Source organism: Flavobacterium sp. PL002, from assembly GCF_054165825.1.
This window is the reverse complement of sequence record NZ_CM135110.1, coordinates 2,976,918-2,994,033: the sequence shown is the minus strand read 5'-3', so window position 1 is coordinate 2,994,033 and position 17,116 is coordinate 2,976,918. Positions and strand designations below refer to the sequence as shown.

Here is a 17,116-nt window from a genome sequence, read left to right as displayed (position 1 = left end):
GAAAGCTTTTTTTATGCTCAATAATAATTATACTAAAAGCGTCCCTACGATTTTTTAATACTGTAGTCTATTCTCAATTTTTTTATGAGTTTAATATCAAAACTTAAGTTTAAACCAAAAAAAAAGCGACCCTTGTGAGGCCGCTTTGAATGTTTTCACAACGGAATAATCCTTATTGTGAATTGCTTCAAAATTGTAAGACAATATTACGATAAAATTTTTAATATCCAATTACGGTTTCCCGTAAGGTTCTTAATTTTCTTATATTTATATTTAGCAATTGATAAGAATAATAAGAAAATCATCATACAATGAAGAAAATATTAGGATTGGATTTGGGGACAACCTCAATAGGATGGTCATTTATAAATGAATCAGAAAACGAAAATGAAACTTCATCAATAATAAATACAGGGGTTCGTATTGTACCACTGACTTCAGACGAAGAAGCTGACTTTAAAAAAGGGAATACTATTTCTATAAATGCTGATAGAACATTAAAACGTGGAGCAAGAAGAGGTTTACAACGTTTTAAATTACGAAGAGATGCATTGCTAGACATTTTTTCTAAAATAAAATTCATTCCCACTAATTATATTTATGCTGAAAATGGTTCAAATAATACTTTTTCATCTTATCAATTACGAGCAAAAGCAGCAGTTGAGAAAATAAGCAAAGAAGAATTAGTACAGGTTTTACTAATGCTCAACAAAAAAAGAGGATATAAAAGTAGTCGTAAAGCAAAATCAGCAGATGAAGGAGATGCAATTGACGGAATGAAAATTGCCAAAGAAATTTTTGAAAATAAGTTAACTCCAGGACAATGGGTTTATAATTCATTATCAAATGGAGGTAAATTCATACCTGATTTTTATCGTTCTGATTTACAAAAAGAATTAGAGAAAATTATTCTCTTTCAAAATCAATTTCATTCAGAACAAATGAATGATAAATTACTACAAGATATTCAAGGAAAGACTAGAACCCAAACATCACAATACTTTACAAACTCAATTAAAATTCCACTTACCGAAAATAAAGGTTCCAGAGACGAAGTAAAACTACAGCATTACAAATGGAGATCCGAAGCATTGACTATTGCATTGGATCTAAAAATATTAGCTTACATAATTACTGAAATAAATAACCAAATCAATCAATCGAGTGGTTATTTGGGCGCTATTAGTGACCGTAGCAAAGAATTATACTTTAATCAGGAAACTGTTGGACAGTACCTGTACAAACAATTACAAGCAAACCATCATAGCAAATTAAAAAATCAAGTATTTTATCGCCAAGATTATTTAGATGAATTTGAAGTTATCTGGGAAACACAACTTAAATTTCATCCTGAATTAACCGATAAATTAAAAACAGAGGTTAGAGACATTACGATTTTCTATCAAAGAAAACTAAAATCACAAAAACACCTAGTAAGCTTTTGTGAATTTGAAAAAGGTCACAAAGCGATTCCAAAATCTTCTCCACTATTTCAAGAGTTTAGAACTTGGCAGAATTTGAATAACATTGTTATTAAGAATGAAATAACCAAAGAACCTTTTGTATTAAACGAAGAATTAAAAAACATAATTGCACAAGAACTGCTGTTTAAAGAAAGTATGACCGATGTTCAAATGATGGCGTTTTGTGATTTAAAAAAAGGAAACCATGCTGCCAATTTCAAAAAAATAGAAGGCAATAGAACTAATACCAAAATTTTTAAAGCTTTTGAGAAAATTTTAATTCTCGAAGGTTATGATGAATTGGACTTTTCTAAACTAAAAGCTTTAGATATAAAACAAATTTTTAAATCTGCTTTTTCCGATTTAGGAATCAACACCTCTATTCTTGATTTTGATCCGACGATTCAAGGAAATGATTTTGATAAACAAGGTTATTACCAATTTTGGCACTTATTATATGCTGCAGAAGATGATGAAAAATTGAAAGCAACTTTAAAAAACAAATTTGGTTTTAAAGAAAACCACCTTCCTTATTTACTGAATATTAGTCTACAAGCTGATTATGGTAGTCTGAGTGCCAAAGCTATTAAAAAAGTATTACCGCACTTGATGGACGGACATCTTTATGACAAAGCATGCTTAATGACAGGATACAATCATTCTTCCTCACTAACAACTGAACAAAATAATGAAAGAGTTTTAAAAGACACACTTGAATTGTTAAAAAAGAATAGTCTACGTAATCCAGTGGTTGAAAAAATACTCAACCAAATGATTAATGTAATCAATGCAATTATTAAAGACCCAGAAATGGGAAAACCGGATGAAATAAGAGTAGAATTGGCTCGTGAATTGAAGGCAAACAATGAGCAACGAAGCGATATGACAAAGGCGATCAATAAAAGTACAGCCGAACATGACAAAATAAGACAACTACTCCGCACCGAATTTGGAATTGCAAGAGTAACAAGAAACGATATTATAAGATATAAGTTATGGAAAGAGACTGAGGGAATCTCTATTTATACGGGCAAGACAATTGAAGCTTCGAGATTATTTACCAAAGACTATGATATTGAGCATATCATTCCAAAATCAAGATTATTTGATGATAGTTTTTCAAACAAAACAATTTGTGAGCGCCAATTAAATATTGATAAAAGCAATAAGACTGCATATTCTTTTTTACAAGAAAAACTTTCGCCAGAAGATTTTGACCAATTCGAAAAAAGAGTAAAAAGTTTGTTTGGTAAAATAAGTCGTACCAAACAAAATAAACTATTGATGGCAGACAATGAAATCCCTGAAGGTTTTATTGAACGTCAGCTAAGAGAAACCCAGTACATTGCTAAAAAAGCTAAAGAAATTTTACTAGAAGTTTCTAGAAACGTGGCTGCTACTATTGGTAGTGTTACCGATAAATTGCGTGACGACTGGGAATTAGTAGATGTAATGAAAGAACTTAATTGGGAGAAATACAATAAATTAGGATTAACCTATGAAGAAAAAGGCAAGAATGGAGAGCGCTTATATAAAATAAAAGATTGGACTAAAAGAAACGACCACCGCCATCATGCTATGGATGCTATTACTGTTGCCTTTACTAAACCTGCTTACATTCAATATTTAAACAATTTGAATGCAAAAACACAAGGGGATAAAAATTCTCTTTCCATAGTTGGTATTGAATCAAAATATTTAAAAAGAGACAAAAATAATAAGTTGCGCTTCATCCCCCCGATGGAGAACTTTAGAGAAGAAGCTAAAAAGCAACTTGAAAGTATTTTGATTTCGTACAAAGCCAAAAACAAAGTAGTAACCAAAAATAAAAATACAACCAAAAAAAGTGGCGGAACGCAAACAAAAATACAATTGACGCCTAGAGGTCAATTGCATAAAGAAACTGTTTATGGTAAATTACAACGTTATGAAACCAAAGAAGAGAAAGTAAATGCCAACTTTACAGCGTCGCATATTGCCAAAGTAGCCAATAAAGCCTACCGTGAAGCACTATTAAAACGATTGGAAGAGAATGAAAACGATCCCAAAAAAGCCTTTACGGGTAAAAACACTTTGGTAAAGACGCCTATCTACATTAGCTTAAAAGATAATATTATTGTTCCCGAAAAAGTCAAATTAGTTTGGTTAGAAGACAATTACACGATTAGAAAAGACATTACACCCGATAATTTTAAGGATTTAAAAAGTATTACTAAAGTAATGGACTCTGGATTAAAAACTATTTTAGAACACCGCTTAGCAGCGTTTAACAATGATCCTAAAAAAGCATTTTCAAATCTTGATGAAAATCCTATTTGGCAAAACCAAGAAAAAGGAATTGCTATAAAACGGGTTACTATTAGTGGCGTGAGTAATGCGCAGGCTTTGCATACCAAAAAAGACCATTTGGGCAATGAAATTTTAGATCAACAAGGAAAACCAATGCCTGTGGATTTTGTAAGTACTGGAAACAATCATCATGTAGCCATATACAGGGACGAAAAAGGAAATCTACAAGATGATGTAGTTTCTTTCTATGATGCGGTAACTCTAGCAAAAGAGGGTATGTCAGCAATAAATAAAACTCACAAGAATGGCTGGGAGTTCCTATTTTCCATGAAGCAAAATGAGTTTTTTATATTTCCATCTGATGGTTTTAATCCTCATGAAATGGATTTACAAAATCCTATTAACAATAAACTGATAAGTCAAAATTTATTTCGTATCCAGAAGTTTTCAAAAGTAGACTATGGCAATACATCTGTTAGAGATTATGTATTTAGACATCATTTAGAAACTACTTTGAATGATTCAAAAGAGCTTAAAAACATAGCTTACAAATCTTTAAAAAGCTTACCTCACTTTGAAGGGATAGTAAAAGTCCGAATTAACCATTTGGGGAAAATTGTTCAGATTGGAGAGTATTAATAAAACGAATGAATTCAATAGGATTGGGTTTTAACCCAATTGATAATATAAAAACACAAGAAGTTGGCTTTAGCCAAAATGATTCGGCTAAAGCCAATACCTATAATAATTAACATTTTACCTCTAGCTAAAGCTGGAGGCAATTGATTGACAATGAATGTCGATTTTTATTAATTCAATAGGATTGGGTTTTAACCCATTCGGCACAATAAAAACAAATAGTGAGGGCTTTAGCCAAAAAGAGTACAACAATAATTATTGATCCATCACATTCAATAGGATTGGGGGAGCTTTGGATAAAATTAATCTAATACTCTTGATAAATAAGCATATTTACTAAATACAACTAATTATGTCCTACATCAAAACCTATATTCATTTTGTTTGGAGTACAAAAAACAGATTTCCCTTTCTGGATAGTAAAGAATTGCGGCAGAAAGTATGGCTTCATATTAAAGAAAACGCCAAAGAGAAAGGAATCTTTGTTGATTTTGTAAACGGATATAGTGATCATTGTCATTGCTTGGTTTCTTTGGGAGCCGATCAAACCATTCAAAAAACAATGCAACTAATAAAAGGCGAATCTTCTTTTTGGATCAATAAAAACAATTTGTGTAAAGGTCAATTTCAATGGCAAGATGACTATTTTGCTGTGTCCGTTTCAGAATCTATGATTGACAGAGTGCGCAACTATATTAAAAACCAAGAACAACATCACGCCAAACAATCCTTTCATGAAGAATATGAGGCGTTTATTGTAAAGTATAATTTCCCTAAAGAGTAGATTTTGGCTAAAGTCAATTTATAAATATCAATTTGTTTTCTTCCAGCTAAAGCGGGAGGCAATTCAATAGGCTGGAGATAGTCTAACCCTAAAGTCATTTAAAAATGGTGACAATATAAATTTTCAATAAGAATGGGTTTCAACCCATTCAACAATAAAAACATTCCAAATTGGCTTTAGCCAAAACATATTGCAAATCATTAAAATAGGATTATTAATTTAAAACCAAAAAAATGATCAAACGAACGCTTTTCTTTGGCAACCCAGCCTATCTGAGTACCAAAAACGAACAAATAGTGATCTCTTATCCTGATAAAGAACAAGAGACTAAAACAGTTGCGATTGAAGATATTGGTGTCATTGTATTAGAAAATCAACAAATAACAATCACCAATGGCTTACTTGAAAAATTGACTAACAATAATGTAGCACTAATTAATTGTGACCAGTACCATTTACCTATAGGGTTATTAATGCCACTCAATGGTCATACAGAACAAAGTGAGCGCTTTAAAAATCAAATTAATGCTTCTGTCCCACTCAAAAAAAACTTATGGCAACAAACGATAAGTGCTAAAATCATGAACCAAGCAGGCTTGTTAAAAGAAAAAGGAATTCCGTGTCGAAAAATGGAAATTTGGTCAAAGGAAGTAACTTCTGGAGATGCACTCAATCACGAATCTCGAGCCGCCGTATTTTATTGGCAAAATCTTATCACAATTGAAAATTTTACTCGAGGACAAAAAGGCATCCCACCAAATAATCTACTCAATTACGGTTATGCTATTTTAAGAGCCATAACCGCCCGAGCTATTGTAAGTTCAGGCATGTTGCCAACACTTGGCATTTTCCATCGCAATAAATACAATGCGTATTGTCTTGCTGATGATATAATGGAACCCTATCGTCCTTATGTAGACTTAATAGTATGTCATATAATGGAAACCGAAGATTGTTATGATAAGTTGACTACTGAAATCAAGAAACAATTATTGAGTATTGCTACCATTAATGTACTTATAGATGGTAAAAATAGTCCCTTAATGGTTGCTATGAGTCGCACTACGCACTCCTTACAAGAATGTTTTGAGGGAACAGCAAGGAAAATTTTATACCCAGCCTATAGTTAACCGCTTTTGACATTAGACCTATAAAACATGCATGATGAACATTATACAAGACTAAATCAATATAGAAGTTTGTGGATATTAGTTTTTTTTGACCTGCCTACTGAAACGCGAAAAGAGCGTAAAATTGCCAGTGGATTTCGCAAGAAATTATTGGACGATGGCTTTTCTATGTTTCAATTTTCTATCTATATGCGTTTTTGTGCTAGTAGAGAAAATGCTGAAGTTCATACCAAACGAATTAGGAATAGTTTGCCAGAACATGGCAAAATAGGTGTGATGCAAATAACCGACAAACAATTTGGGATGATGGAGCTTTTTTATGGAAAGAAAGCGGTAGAACCAGACAAACCTTCGCAACAATTGGAGCTTTTTTAAAAATTAGAATTCTAAAAACCAACAATTGATTGACATGCAACACTAATTAACAATCAATTTTCACTTTCTAAATAAACTGATAACTCACAACATATCAAACGATTGAATCGCGGTATGTTGGGAATTATAAGTAAAAATACAATTTTGAAAGCAATTCACAACACAAGTTATCTACTATGTGGCAACTAAAAAGTTGGGAATTATAAGTAAAAATACAATTTTGAAAGCAATTCACAACTGCACTTGAAGGCTGAAAACCATTAGAACGTTGGGAATTATAAGTAAAAATACAATTTTGAAAGCAATTCACAACATTTGAAAAGAAAGGAGGCGATGATGAAATGTTGGGAATTATAAGTAAAAATACAATTTTGAAAGCAATTCACAACACAGCGTTGTCGATCATTTTCCCCGCAGGGTTGGGAATTATAAGTAAAAATACAATTTTGAAAGCAATTCACAACACTGTAAAACTTGATAATGATTACGACATAGTTGGGAATTATAAGTAAAAATACAATTTTGAAAGCAATTCACAACTAAATCTTACTTTGCTATAATCAGATGTAGTTGGGAATTATAAGTAAAAATACAATTTTGAAAGCAATTCACAACTTGATCTGTATAATTAGTAAACGGCACAAAGTTGGGAATTATAAGTAAAAATACAATTTTGAAAGCAATTCACAACGGGCAAGTGATATTACCTTTATTTACAAAGGTTGGGAATTATAAGTAAAAATACAATTTTGAAAGCAATTCACAACGACAACTATACTAAAACCTAAAATTAAAAAATTTCATCATTTTATTTTAGGTTTCCTTTTATCAAATTACTACAATAGTTCATGATTAACTCTAAATTCTTTAGGTACTATCTTTAAAACCTAATTTGTTTTAATTTATTTTCAATATATTTGGATTAGCAGAGAGGAAACGTACTGCGATTTTTCGTTGAATGTTTACCTTGTTTAGCCTCAACTTGTTTGGGGCTAATTTTTTAATCCGTTTTTGCGTTTGTGCCTTTTTCAAAGGCAAGCAGAGAAGAAAGCTCCTGCTCCTTTTCTTGAATATTTATTTGATAATCAGAATCGTATCGCTCATTTTTCTTCCACAAATGATAGACCATCACTAATAATTTTTTTTGTACCGCTACATAACTTTTCATTTTTATAGCATGTTTTTCAAATGTCCTATTATATAAATCTAAAAACGGTTTTTCTTTACACGTTATAACCACTAAAGACGGCATATGAAGTGCTCTTCTTATTCTTGAATTACCTTTTTTTGATATTTTAGTCTTTCCTACTCTTGTTCCAGATTGGGCTTCTACAACATCATAACCAGCATAAGATACCAATTGCTTATAATTTTCGAATAGTTCAAAACCATTAGTTTCTGCTATTAAAGTTGCAATTGTTAAATAACCTAAGCCTTTCATTGCTAGAATATTTAAGCATTTTCTATAAACCACATCATCTGATTTTAAATGTAATTTCATCTTTTTACTTAACTCTTTCAACTGAGAATCAAAAAGGGCTAAAGTGGTTTTAAGTTGTTCAATTGTCATTTCACAAGGATACATACCGTGCTTTAATGCATGAATTTGGTTACTTATAACTGTTTTTAACTCTTGTATATTTTGATGTTGCCTAGTGTAATTGCGTAATTCATAATAATACCGACCTAGCGGTTGCCAAAGTCCTAAGCATTGTTCAGCTCCCATTTGTGCTAACCCTCTAGCGTCAATACTATCATTTTTTGATTTTAAACCTAAGCATTCTAAATATTTCTTTGCCTTATTGGGTAAAACAATAGATAGTTGGTATCCTTTTTCAAATAAATATAAGGCACAATTTTCATGATAGACACCTGTGGCTTCCATGCAAACAACCAAAGGTAACTCCGTAGCTTTATGCCATTTTGTTATCCAGGAGTCTAAATTTTTAAAACCACAGACAGTGTTGTTAAATGTAATTTTAGACATAAACTGAACTTGCTGATTTTGGTCGATCACACAAATAGATCCGTCTATTTTTTTACTAGAAACATCTAATCCTACAGAATACTTTAAAGTCATAACATTGGCTGTTTAAGACAAACAAAAAACTACATGGGTCTTGGCTCATTAGTTATACTGCATCTAAATTAAAAACCTAGTGCTTAAGTACTATTGCGACTTGAAATGTAATTAAAATGAAGTTGATTAACCTAACTTACAATATCGTACTAAACGTATCTGGCCCCGATAGAATTTTGCAACTTCATTTTGTTTATCAATTATTACTATTTTAAAGATAAGTATTTTATCATTTTGTAACTATAACAAAGATATGAGCCCCGATAGTAACGGCATCCTTTTATGGCTTTTTTTTAAAGCTATAAAAGATATAGTGTATAGCGGGAAATAGCTCCAAAAAAAAGAAATTATTAACATAAAACCACTCTAAATTAACGATTTGTTTTGTTATTCAGTACTGCTTTACTATCTTTCGAGTTCAATTTATTAGCAACCTTACACATTGAACCAATGTTAGAAGAAAAGAATGATAACCTGCAAAATGCAGATGGAAAATTAGCCGTTGCGTCTCAAGAATCAAACGAGACCGTATCAGAAAATCAAGAAACTCCTGTTACTCCTACTGAAGAGCCAGTTACAGCGAAACCGCAAGAGAATGACAATCAAAAAGCCCTAAATTCTATCGATGACTCTAATGCTGAGGAAAGCGAAGATGAAACTTTAAAGGAACGTCACGAAATACCTATGCAAGACTACGACACTTTGTCTATGGAAGAACTTGTGGATGCGTTAAAATCTATTGTGGAAACTGACAAAGTAATGTCTGTAAAGGAGCATGTTGATGAGATTAAGAAATCTTTTTTAGCAAAATACAACCACTTCATTGAAGAGAAAAAAGAAGAGTTTCAAGCAGAAAACCCTGGTAGTACGGAAGATTTTCAATATCATTTGCCTCTAAAAGCGCATTTTGACGAATATTACACCTTATATAAAGATAAAAAAAATGTGCATTTCAAGAGTTTACAAACAAACTTGAAAACAAATCTAGAGACTAGATTGGCCATTGTTGAAGAATTAAAAGAGTTGATTAATCCGCAGGAAAACATCAAAGACACCTTAAAACATTTTAATGAATTAAGAGACCGATGGAAAAATGCAGGCTCTATTCCTAAAGATAAATACAACCACGTTTGGAATAACTACCACTTTCACGTTGAGAATTTCTATGACTATTTGCACCTTGATAGAGAGGCTAGAGACTTAGATTTTAAACATAATTTAGAGCAAAAACAAAAAATTATTTTGCGTGTTGATGAATTGCTTCAAGAAGAAAATGTAAATAAAGCTTTTAGAGAGTTACAAGATTTACACCGCATGTGGAAAGAGGATATAGGTCCTGTATCTAAAGAGCACCGTGAGGAGATCTGGAATTTATTTAGTGATCTTACTAAAAAAATGCACGATAAGAGAGAGCTTTTATTCGAAAAATTAAGAGGTGTCGAAGCTGAAAATTTAGAGAATAAAAATGCAATTATAGCTGGTATTGAAGATTTGGCTACCATTAAAGTAAACTCTCATTCACAGTGGTTAGTACAAATTGAAAAAGTTGAAGCTTTAAGAACAGCCTTTTTTGCCGCTGGAAAAGTACCATCAGAAGTAAATGAAGCTACATGGAGTAAATTTAAAACTGCTGTAAGAGACTTTAATTCTTTTAAAAACTCCTTTTACAAAGAAATTAAAAAAGATCAAAACGATAACCTCAATAAAAAGAATGCGCTTGTAGCAAAAGCCCAAGAACTTCAAGACAGCACCGACTTTGAAACGACTACGGCTGTAATGAAACGCATACAGGACGACTGGAAAAAAATAGGTCATGTACCTAGAAAATATTCTGATAAGGTTTGGGCCGAATTTAAAGCAGCTTGCAACCATTATTTTGATCGTTTGAAAGAACAAAAAAACGAAAGTGACGCTGAGGAAATTGCTGCCTTTGAGAATAAAAAAGCTTACTTAGAATCTTTAAGAGCATTTGAACTAACCGGTGATCATAAAACAGATTTAGATGCTATTAAACTGCACATCGAAAGCTGGAAAAAACTAGGTAGAGTTCCTCATGCAAGAAGACACATTGAAGGGAAATTTAACAAAATATTAGACGCCCTTTTTGACAAGTTAAGCTTGAGCAAAAAAGATACTGATATGATGCGTTTTGCCAATCGTATTGATCAATTAGCTGAAGATAATGATACTCGAAAACTTGAAAATGAAAAGATTTTCTTGATGAGAAAAATTGATGAAGTTCAAAATGAAATTTTCCAGTTAGAGAATAATATTCAGTTTTTTACAAATACTAAAAATGCAAAAAAAGAAAATTCTATTGTATTAGAAGTTCGTAAAAACATTGCTATCCACAGAGAAAGTCTTGATACTTGGAAAGAAAAACTAAAACAAATTAGAAATTTGAACCAAGAATAACTTCTGATTTTCTTAAATTACAAACCTCATTCTAGTACTAGTTTGAGGTTTTTTTATGAAACAAAAACACAAGCTAATTTCATTTATAAAAATTAGGCTTACCACTTACAATTACATAAGTTTGCATTATGAATTGGATTAGGAAAACAATCAGTTTTATTGTACTTCTTGTCATTTTTTTAGTTGCTTTTTCAGCGACTGGAAATGCCATGCATACTAAGATTGAAAAGCAATCGAGTCCAAAATTCTCTCTAGAACATATTCAAAATAAGGCTTTCATACAGCCCCAACCAGTTTATACGGTTACTTTACAACTAGAAAAAGAAAGCAATCCAGTAATAAAATGGCAAAGTGCGTTTTTGACACTTAATACAAATGTGGCTAAACTTAGTTGCTTTAACTCTTATTTAAACCAAGATATTAATAGATGCGAAAAAGTATCTATATTACTCTTTCCGTTCCATTTTTTCTGGTGATTTAAATTCATTTATACTTACACAATACTATTTTATACAGCTTAATCAATTGCATTGAGCTGGTCTTGTTCTATAAATTAATTTAAAAATAAAAATGGATACATCCGTAACAATTATAGGTCTTGTCATTACATTATTAATTGCAACTCCTCTTTTCTTTGTTTTTCGCTCTAATATGATAAGCAAAAATAAAATTAAAACCATAAAAGAAGCCTACAGTAAAAACAATACTTACAACTATGAGCTAACCGAAATACTCAACAATAAAGTGATGAATATTGACGAAAATAAAAAAGCGTTTCTATTTATGGACTTTAATTATAAGGAAGAATACACCGCATTTGTTGATCTCAATACTATTTCGTCATGCGATTTAGTAGTTACAACCAAAAATCCAAAAGAAACGATTGTAAAAATTGAGTTTGAATTTAAATATAAAAATACCGATATAAAAGAATTCATCCCAATCTACACCATTGAAAACGATCAAATAAATCAAATTCGTTTGTATGAAGAACACCAATTAGCAAAAAAATGGAAAGCAATTATTGACAACTGCATTTCTAAATAATAATCATTCACAACTTTAAAGAGGCTTTTTATAAGCCTCTTTTCTTTAAAAAAACTACTTCGTGTACCGTATGACATTTATCATTTTAATTTTCAAGCATTGCCATTACTTTTGAAGTATCGCTAAAAAACAATACGATGAAAAGTGCTTTAATTCAAAAATACAATGTTCCAGGTCCTAGATACACTAGTTATCCTACTGTTCCTTACTGGAATGAGAACGATTTTTTATATGAAAATTGGATTGATACTTTACAAAAATCATTCATTGAGAGTAACTCAAGTGAGGGAATTAGTTTGTACATACATCTCCCCTTTTGTGAAAGCTTGTGTACTTTTTGTGGTTGCAATAAACGCATTACAAAAAATCATACTTTAGAAAACCCTTATATTGATGCTGTATTAAAAGAATGGTCATTATATTGTGAAATTCTAGGCGAAAAACCATCGATCAAAGAAATTCATTTAGGCGGAGGAACACCCACTTTTTTTTCTCCACAAAACTTAGAACATCTAATTAATGGAATTTTCAGTACCGCTGTAAAAGCTAAAGATTATGAATTTAGTTTTGAAGGACATCCAAACAATACTACGCACGAACACTTGCGAAAATTATATGATCTAGGCTTTAGAAGAGTAAGTTTTGGCGTTCAAGATTACTCTCCAAAAGTTCAAAAAGCAATTCATAGAGAGCAACCGTTTCATAATGTAGCCAAAGTAAGTTTTTGGGCCAAAGAGATTGGTTATACCTCAATAGGCCATGATATCATTTTTGGTCTACCTTTTCAAAATATTGATGATGTTATTGACACTATCGAAAAAACCAAATCATTACAACCGGACCGTTTAGCATTTTATAGTTATGCTCATGTACCATGGATTAAAGGAAACGGTCAACGTGGCTTCAAGGATGAAGACATTCCAAAGGACAAAGAAAAACGACAATTATACCAGGTTGGAAAAGAATTATTACTAAAAAATGGGTATCACGAAATAGGAATGGATCATTTTGCACTTAAAACTGATAGTTTATACGATGCTTTTGAAACCAGAAAGTTACATCGTAATTTCATGGGATACAGTTCTTCTAAAACAAAATTAATGATTGGCTTAGGTGTATCTTCAATAAGTGACAGCTGGTATAGTTTTGCTCAAAACGAAAAGAGCTTAGAAGATTATTATAAACAATTAGAATTAAACAAACTGCCTATTTACAGAGGGCATTTATTAACTGCAGAAGATCTTATCATTCGTCAACACATTTTGAATTTAATGTGTCAGTTTGAAACTTCTTGGACAAACGAGAATGAATATTTTCAAGAAATCCCTGAAATATTAATTCAGTTACAAGAAATGGAAAAAGACGGTTTAGTACTACTGCATAAAGATAGCATTCAAGTTACCGAAGGAGGAAAACCTTATGTTCGTAATATATGTATGGCATTTGATTTACTGTTAAAAAGAAAAGCGCCTGAAACAGCCTTGTTTTCTATGACAATATAATGATTGACTACTTGTTACATTTTTGTCACATCAGGCACAGTAAAAAATTACAATGGTTCTCGACTCCGCTCGAATTGACAAATTCCTGCTCGCTCGAACTGATTATTGAAGTGTGCTCGAACTAACAAATGGAGTATATTCGAACTGACAATTGGACTTCTTTAAAAATACGAATGTTTAAAATTAACCTTCAAAACTAAAATAAAAAATTCGCAAATTAAGATTTTAATAAGATCTCAATTTGCGAATTATATTTTTCTATAGGTAATAAATTATTGTTCTATTCCTTTATTAACATAGCGTACAGCTCATCTTTCAAGAACAATAATTTTGCTTTTAATTCGTGCGCATGACCGTCAGTAACTACCTCAGTATCTGTATTTACACGATGTACTTCATGTTCCATTTCATTGTACTCATCAAATAATTTTTTAAAATGAGCATCATTGGTTTTTAATTCGTGTATTTTTTCCTGGTATTCAGGAAACTCGTGTAATAAATCGTGTCTTTCCATTTTAATGTATTTATGAGTTAGTAATAAAATTATGGTTATTATTTAATGACAATTGGGTTCAGCTTGAACAAACAAACTCATATTAGAAGGGGAAACATAGGGAATCCCTAATCCTAAACCTCTTAAAATAAACAAACACCCTATAAAAACAGCAACGTAGGGAATTGCTTTTTGAATTTTGTTTCGAATGCGCAATGTTATAAACGAATTTGCATATACCACGGCACTCATCATAGGCACTGTTCCTAATCCGAATAAGATCATATACAATACCCCTAAACTAGCGCTTTGCATCGCTATGGCACCAAATAAGGCTACATAAACCATTCCGCAGGGTAGAAAACCGTTGAGTAAACCAATCGTAAATAAGGACTTGTAACTTTTGTTTTTAAACTGACTTCCTAGATGTTGCTTAATTTTTGATATTAATCGAAAAACAGGTTTTGAGAAATTATATTTTGCAAATGACCTTTCCGGAATTATGACGATTAAAATCATTGCCACACCAATAAAGATGGACATCTTTTGTTGTAAACCAGCCATAAAAAAACCCTTTCCTACTAAACCAAAAACTAATCCTATCGTACCATAAGCAGTCAACCTGCCCAAATGGTACGTCATAATTTGAATCGTTTTTTTGGCCTTGTTATTTCTGTCTACAGGAAGCATCATAGCTATAGGACCACACATACCAATGCAGTGCAAACTACTAATCAATCCAAATATAAAAGCGGTGTATACCATTTTATTAATTGTGAATTCTACATTTCTCGTTTAGCAACACTATTTCACTAAGAAACTCAGAAACTCTGCAGCTCAGAGACTCAGAGAATCAGAAACTTAAATAAACTAATCAATATAAATAGTTTCTTCAGTTAGATACGCTTTTCCATCGTATTGCCATTCCATATTAATATCCCATCGACCGCCTACCAATTTTGATTTAGGTATGAGCAAAGTTGGCTTAGACAAAGAAATAGGAATTTCAAAATCTAAATTTTTCATAGACGGTCTATATAGGGATACTTTTCCTTTAATCTTTTCTGGTGCAAAAACAGTTGGGAATTCAATAGTAAGCCCGTCCTTAGTTTTAGTAATTACAGGTTTTTGAGCTAGATCATGCGCATTTTGCACGCGAACCATTTCGTCACCAAATTTAGCATCGTGCTTGTAATATTCTTCAACAACTAATTCGTTATCATATTTAGAATTCATCTGCACTTTAATGACAAAATACAATATGAATGCCATAAACAACCCCATAGCTATGACAATCCCTACTCCCCAATTAATTTTAAACCGTTTTTTTCCTGAAGAAACTCCAGTAGGTTTATTTGTATTGTCTTCCATTTTATTTGGATTTTTTAATTGAAATTATGAAATAGCATTTTATAATTAATCAAAACTACGCGGACTTAAAAAGCTCGTTGTACTTGTTTCAATTTTTTTATTGCCATCATAAACCTCAATTTTCAATTTAGTTTTGTCGCTTTCTAACAAATATTGGTTGATTTCTATAAACATCGTACCACTACTCATCCCTTGTTTCACCACTTTTAAATGTTGGTTACCCACAAGTTTTAGTGTTCCTTTTATTCCTACCAATTCAAAATGAATGTCTTTAAAGTCATTATTTGTTTTATTGATCACTTTGTAGGTGTAAATATTACTAATATTATCTCCCTTATGTTCAAATAATTGTCCTGGTAATCTTAAAATAACCGCTTCAACTTCTGTACGTAAAAACAATAATCCTGTCAAAATACCCACTAATATTAATAAAATAGCGGAGTATCCTTTCATTCTCGCAGTAAATTTGAAAGGCTCTTTTTTCTCAATTTCATCTTCAGAAGCATAGCGAATCAATCCTTTTGGTAAGCCTACACTTTCCATAATCACATCACATTCATCAATGCAAGCGGTACAGTTTACACATTCTAATTGAGTACCATTACGAATATCGATTCCTGTAGGACAAACATTTACACATTGTTTGCAATCGATGCAATCTCCTTTTCCAGTACTTGCTCTATCCTCTTGTTTATTGAATTTAGCTCTTCCTTCCTCTTTTTCTCCACGTACAAAATCGTAAGCAACATTTATCGATTTATTATCTAATAATACCCCTTGCAATCTTCCGTAAGGACATGCTATAATACAAACTTGTTCTCTAAACCAAACAAATATAAAATAGAAAACTCCAGTAAAAATAGATAACGCAATTAAGGTACTTGTATGCGTTTCGGGACCATCTTCTATCATTTGAATTAGCTCATCACTGCCTACTAAATAGGCTAAAAACACATTTGCAATAGCGAAAGATATAATGAGAAAGATAAACCATTTGATCCCTTTCTTTCTAATTTTTTCGGCATTCCATTCTTGTTTTGACAACCTAATTTGCGCACCACGATCACCTTCGATCCAATATTCTATCCTTCTAAAAACTAATTCTAGAAAAATAGTCTGCGGACAAATCCACCCACAAAATATACGTCCAAAAATTACGGTAAACAAAATCACAAATACCACACCTACTATCATAAATAGTACAAAAATGTAGAAATCTTGCGGCCAAAAAGGAAAACCAAAAATATTAAAACGACGTTCTAATATATTGAACATCATAAATTGGTTTCCATTAATCTTTATAAACGGATTGGCAACTAAAATGATTAACAAAAAATAACTAACCCACTTACGGTAATCATAAAACTTCCCTGAAGGTTTTTTAGGAAAAATAAATTTTCTTTTACCTTCTTCGTCTATAGTTCCAATGGTATCTCTAAAAGCTTCGTTTGGCAATTTTGACATTTTATATGGTATTTTAATGCTACCCTTTGAAGCCTTTTATTTGACATCAAAACATAGTAAATCA

The 17,116-nt window shown here is 31.7% G+C and carries 13 protein-coding genes and 1 CRISPR repeat array; of the genes, 8 read left to right on the top strand and 5 right to left on the bottom strand.

Annotated elements, in window-relative coordinates; all coding sequences use genetic code 11:
• Positions 1 to 311: 311 nt before the first annotated feature.
• The 4 genes from cas9 (at position 312) to cas2 (ending at position 6,680) form a co-directional block, all read left to right on the top strand.
• Positions 312 to 4,391 (top strand): type II CRISPR RNA-guided endonuclease Cas9, encoded by a 4,080-nt coding sequence (gene cas9, locus ACVEGE_RS13040; protein ID WP_192500875.1) that lies wholly within the window; start codon positions 312 to 314, stop codon positions 4,389 to 4,391.
• Positions 4,392 to 4,743: 352 nt separating this feature from the next.
• Entirely contained in the window at positions 4,744 to 5,175 is a 432-nt protein-coding gene (gene tnpA, locus ACVEGE_RS13035; protein ID WP_192500874.1) for an IS200/IS605 family transposase, read from the top strand.
• Between the two features lie 233 nt (positions 5,176 to 5,408).
• Positions 5,409 to 6,305, top strand: coding sequence for a type II CRISPR-associated endonuclease Cas1 (gene cas1 / locus ACVEGE_RS13030; RefSeq protein ID WP_192500873.1), 897 nt, complete (start codon positions 5,409 to 5,411; stop codon positions 6,303 to 6,305).
• Between the two features lie 27 nt (positions 6,306 to 6,332).
• Positions 6,333 to 6,680, top strand: coding sequence for a CRISPR-associated endonuclease Cas2 (gene cas2, locus ACVEGE_RS13025; RefSeq protein ID WP_192500872.1), 348 nt, complete (start codon positions 6,333 to 6,335; stop codon positions 6,678 to 6,680).
• 116 nt (positions 6,681 to 6,796) lie between these two features.
• A CRISPR array of direct repeats spans positions 6,797 to 7,447; the repeat unit is 46 nt; unit sequence GTTGGGAATTATAAGTAAAAATACAATTTTGAAAGCAATTCACAAC.
• Positions 7,448 to 7,680: 233 nt separating this feature from the next.
• On the opposite strand, the gene ACVEGE_RS13020 is transcribed toward cas2, so the two are convergent.
• Complete coding sequence (locus ACVEGE_RS13020) at positions 7,681 to 8,760, bottom strand: IS110 family RNA-guided transposase (protein WP_458008546.1); 1,080 nt, start codon at positions 8,758 to 8,760, stop codon at positions 7,681 to 7,683.
• Positions 8,761 to 9,210: 450 nt separating this feature from the next.
• Here ACVEGE_RS13020 and ACVEGE_RS13015 point away from each other — a divergent pair, with 450 nt between their 5' ends.
• The 4 genes from ACVEGE_RS13015 (at position 9,211) to hemN (ending at position 13,724) form a co-directional block, all read left to right on the top strand.
• Entirely contained in the window at positions 9,211 to 11,175 is a 1,965-nt protein-coding gene (locus ACVEGE_RS13015; RefSeq protein ID WP_192499816.1) for a DUF349 domain-containing protein, read from the top strand.
• Positions 11,176 to 11,303: 128 nt separating this feature from the next.
• Positions 11,304 to 11,651 (top strand): hypothetical protein, encoded by a 348-nt coding sequence (locus ACVEGE_RS13010; protein ID WP_173853118.1) that lies wholly within the window; start codon positions 11,304 to 11,306, stop codon positions 11,649 to 11,651.
• A 94-nt stretch (positions 11,652 to 11,745) separates the two neighbouring features.
• Complete coding sequence (locus tag ACVEGE_RS13005; protein WP_173853119.1) at positions 11,746 to 12,222, top strand: hypothetical protein; 477 nt, start codon at positions 11,746 to 11,748, stop codon at positions 12,220 to 12,222.
• 137 nt (positions 12,223 to 12,359) lie between these two features.
• Entirely contained in the window at positions 12,360 to 13,724 is a 1,365-nt protein-coding gene (gene hemN / locus ACVEGE_RS13000) for an oxygen-independent coproporphyrinogen III oxidase (RefSeq protein ID WP_173853120.1), read from the top strand.
• A 280-nt stretch (positions 13,725 to 14,004) separates the two neighbouring features.
• Here hemN and ACVEGE_RS12995 read toward each other — a convergent pair whose 3' ends face one another.
• From ACVEGE_RS12995 to ccoG, 4 genes are all read right to left on the bottom strand, one after another.
• The gene (locus ACVEGE_RS12995) at positions 14,005 to 14,238 is read right to left on the bottom strand and encodes a YdcH family protein (protein WP_173855646.1); all 234 of its coding nucleotides are present in this window, start codon (positions 14,236 to 14,238) and stop codon (positions 14,005 to 14,007) included.
• 42 nt (positions 14,239 to 14,280) lie between these two features.
• Complete coding sequence (locus ACVEGE_RS12990) at positions 14,281 to 14,982, bottom strand: sulfite exporter TauE/SafE family protein (RefSeq protein ID WP_173855645.1); 702 nt, start codon at positions 14,980 to 14,982, stop codon at positions 14,281 to 14,283.
• Positions 14,983 to 15,087: 105 nt separating this feature from the next.
• Positions 15,088 to 15,588 (bottom strand): FixH family protein, encoded by a 501-nt coding sequence (locus ACVEGE_RS12985; protein ID WP_173855644.1) that lies wholly within the window; start codon positions 15,586 to 15,588, stop codon positions 15,088 to 15,090.
• 45 nt (positions 15,589 to 15,633) lie between these two features.
• Positions 15,634 to 17,052 (bottom strand): cytochrome c oxidase accessory protein CcoG, encoded by a 1,419-nt coding sequence (ccoG, locus tag ACVEGE_RS12980; protein ID WP_173855643.1) that lies wholly within the window; start codon positions 17,050 to 17,052, stop codon positions 15,634 to 15,636.
• Positions 17,053 to 17,116 lie beyond the last annotated feature (64 nt).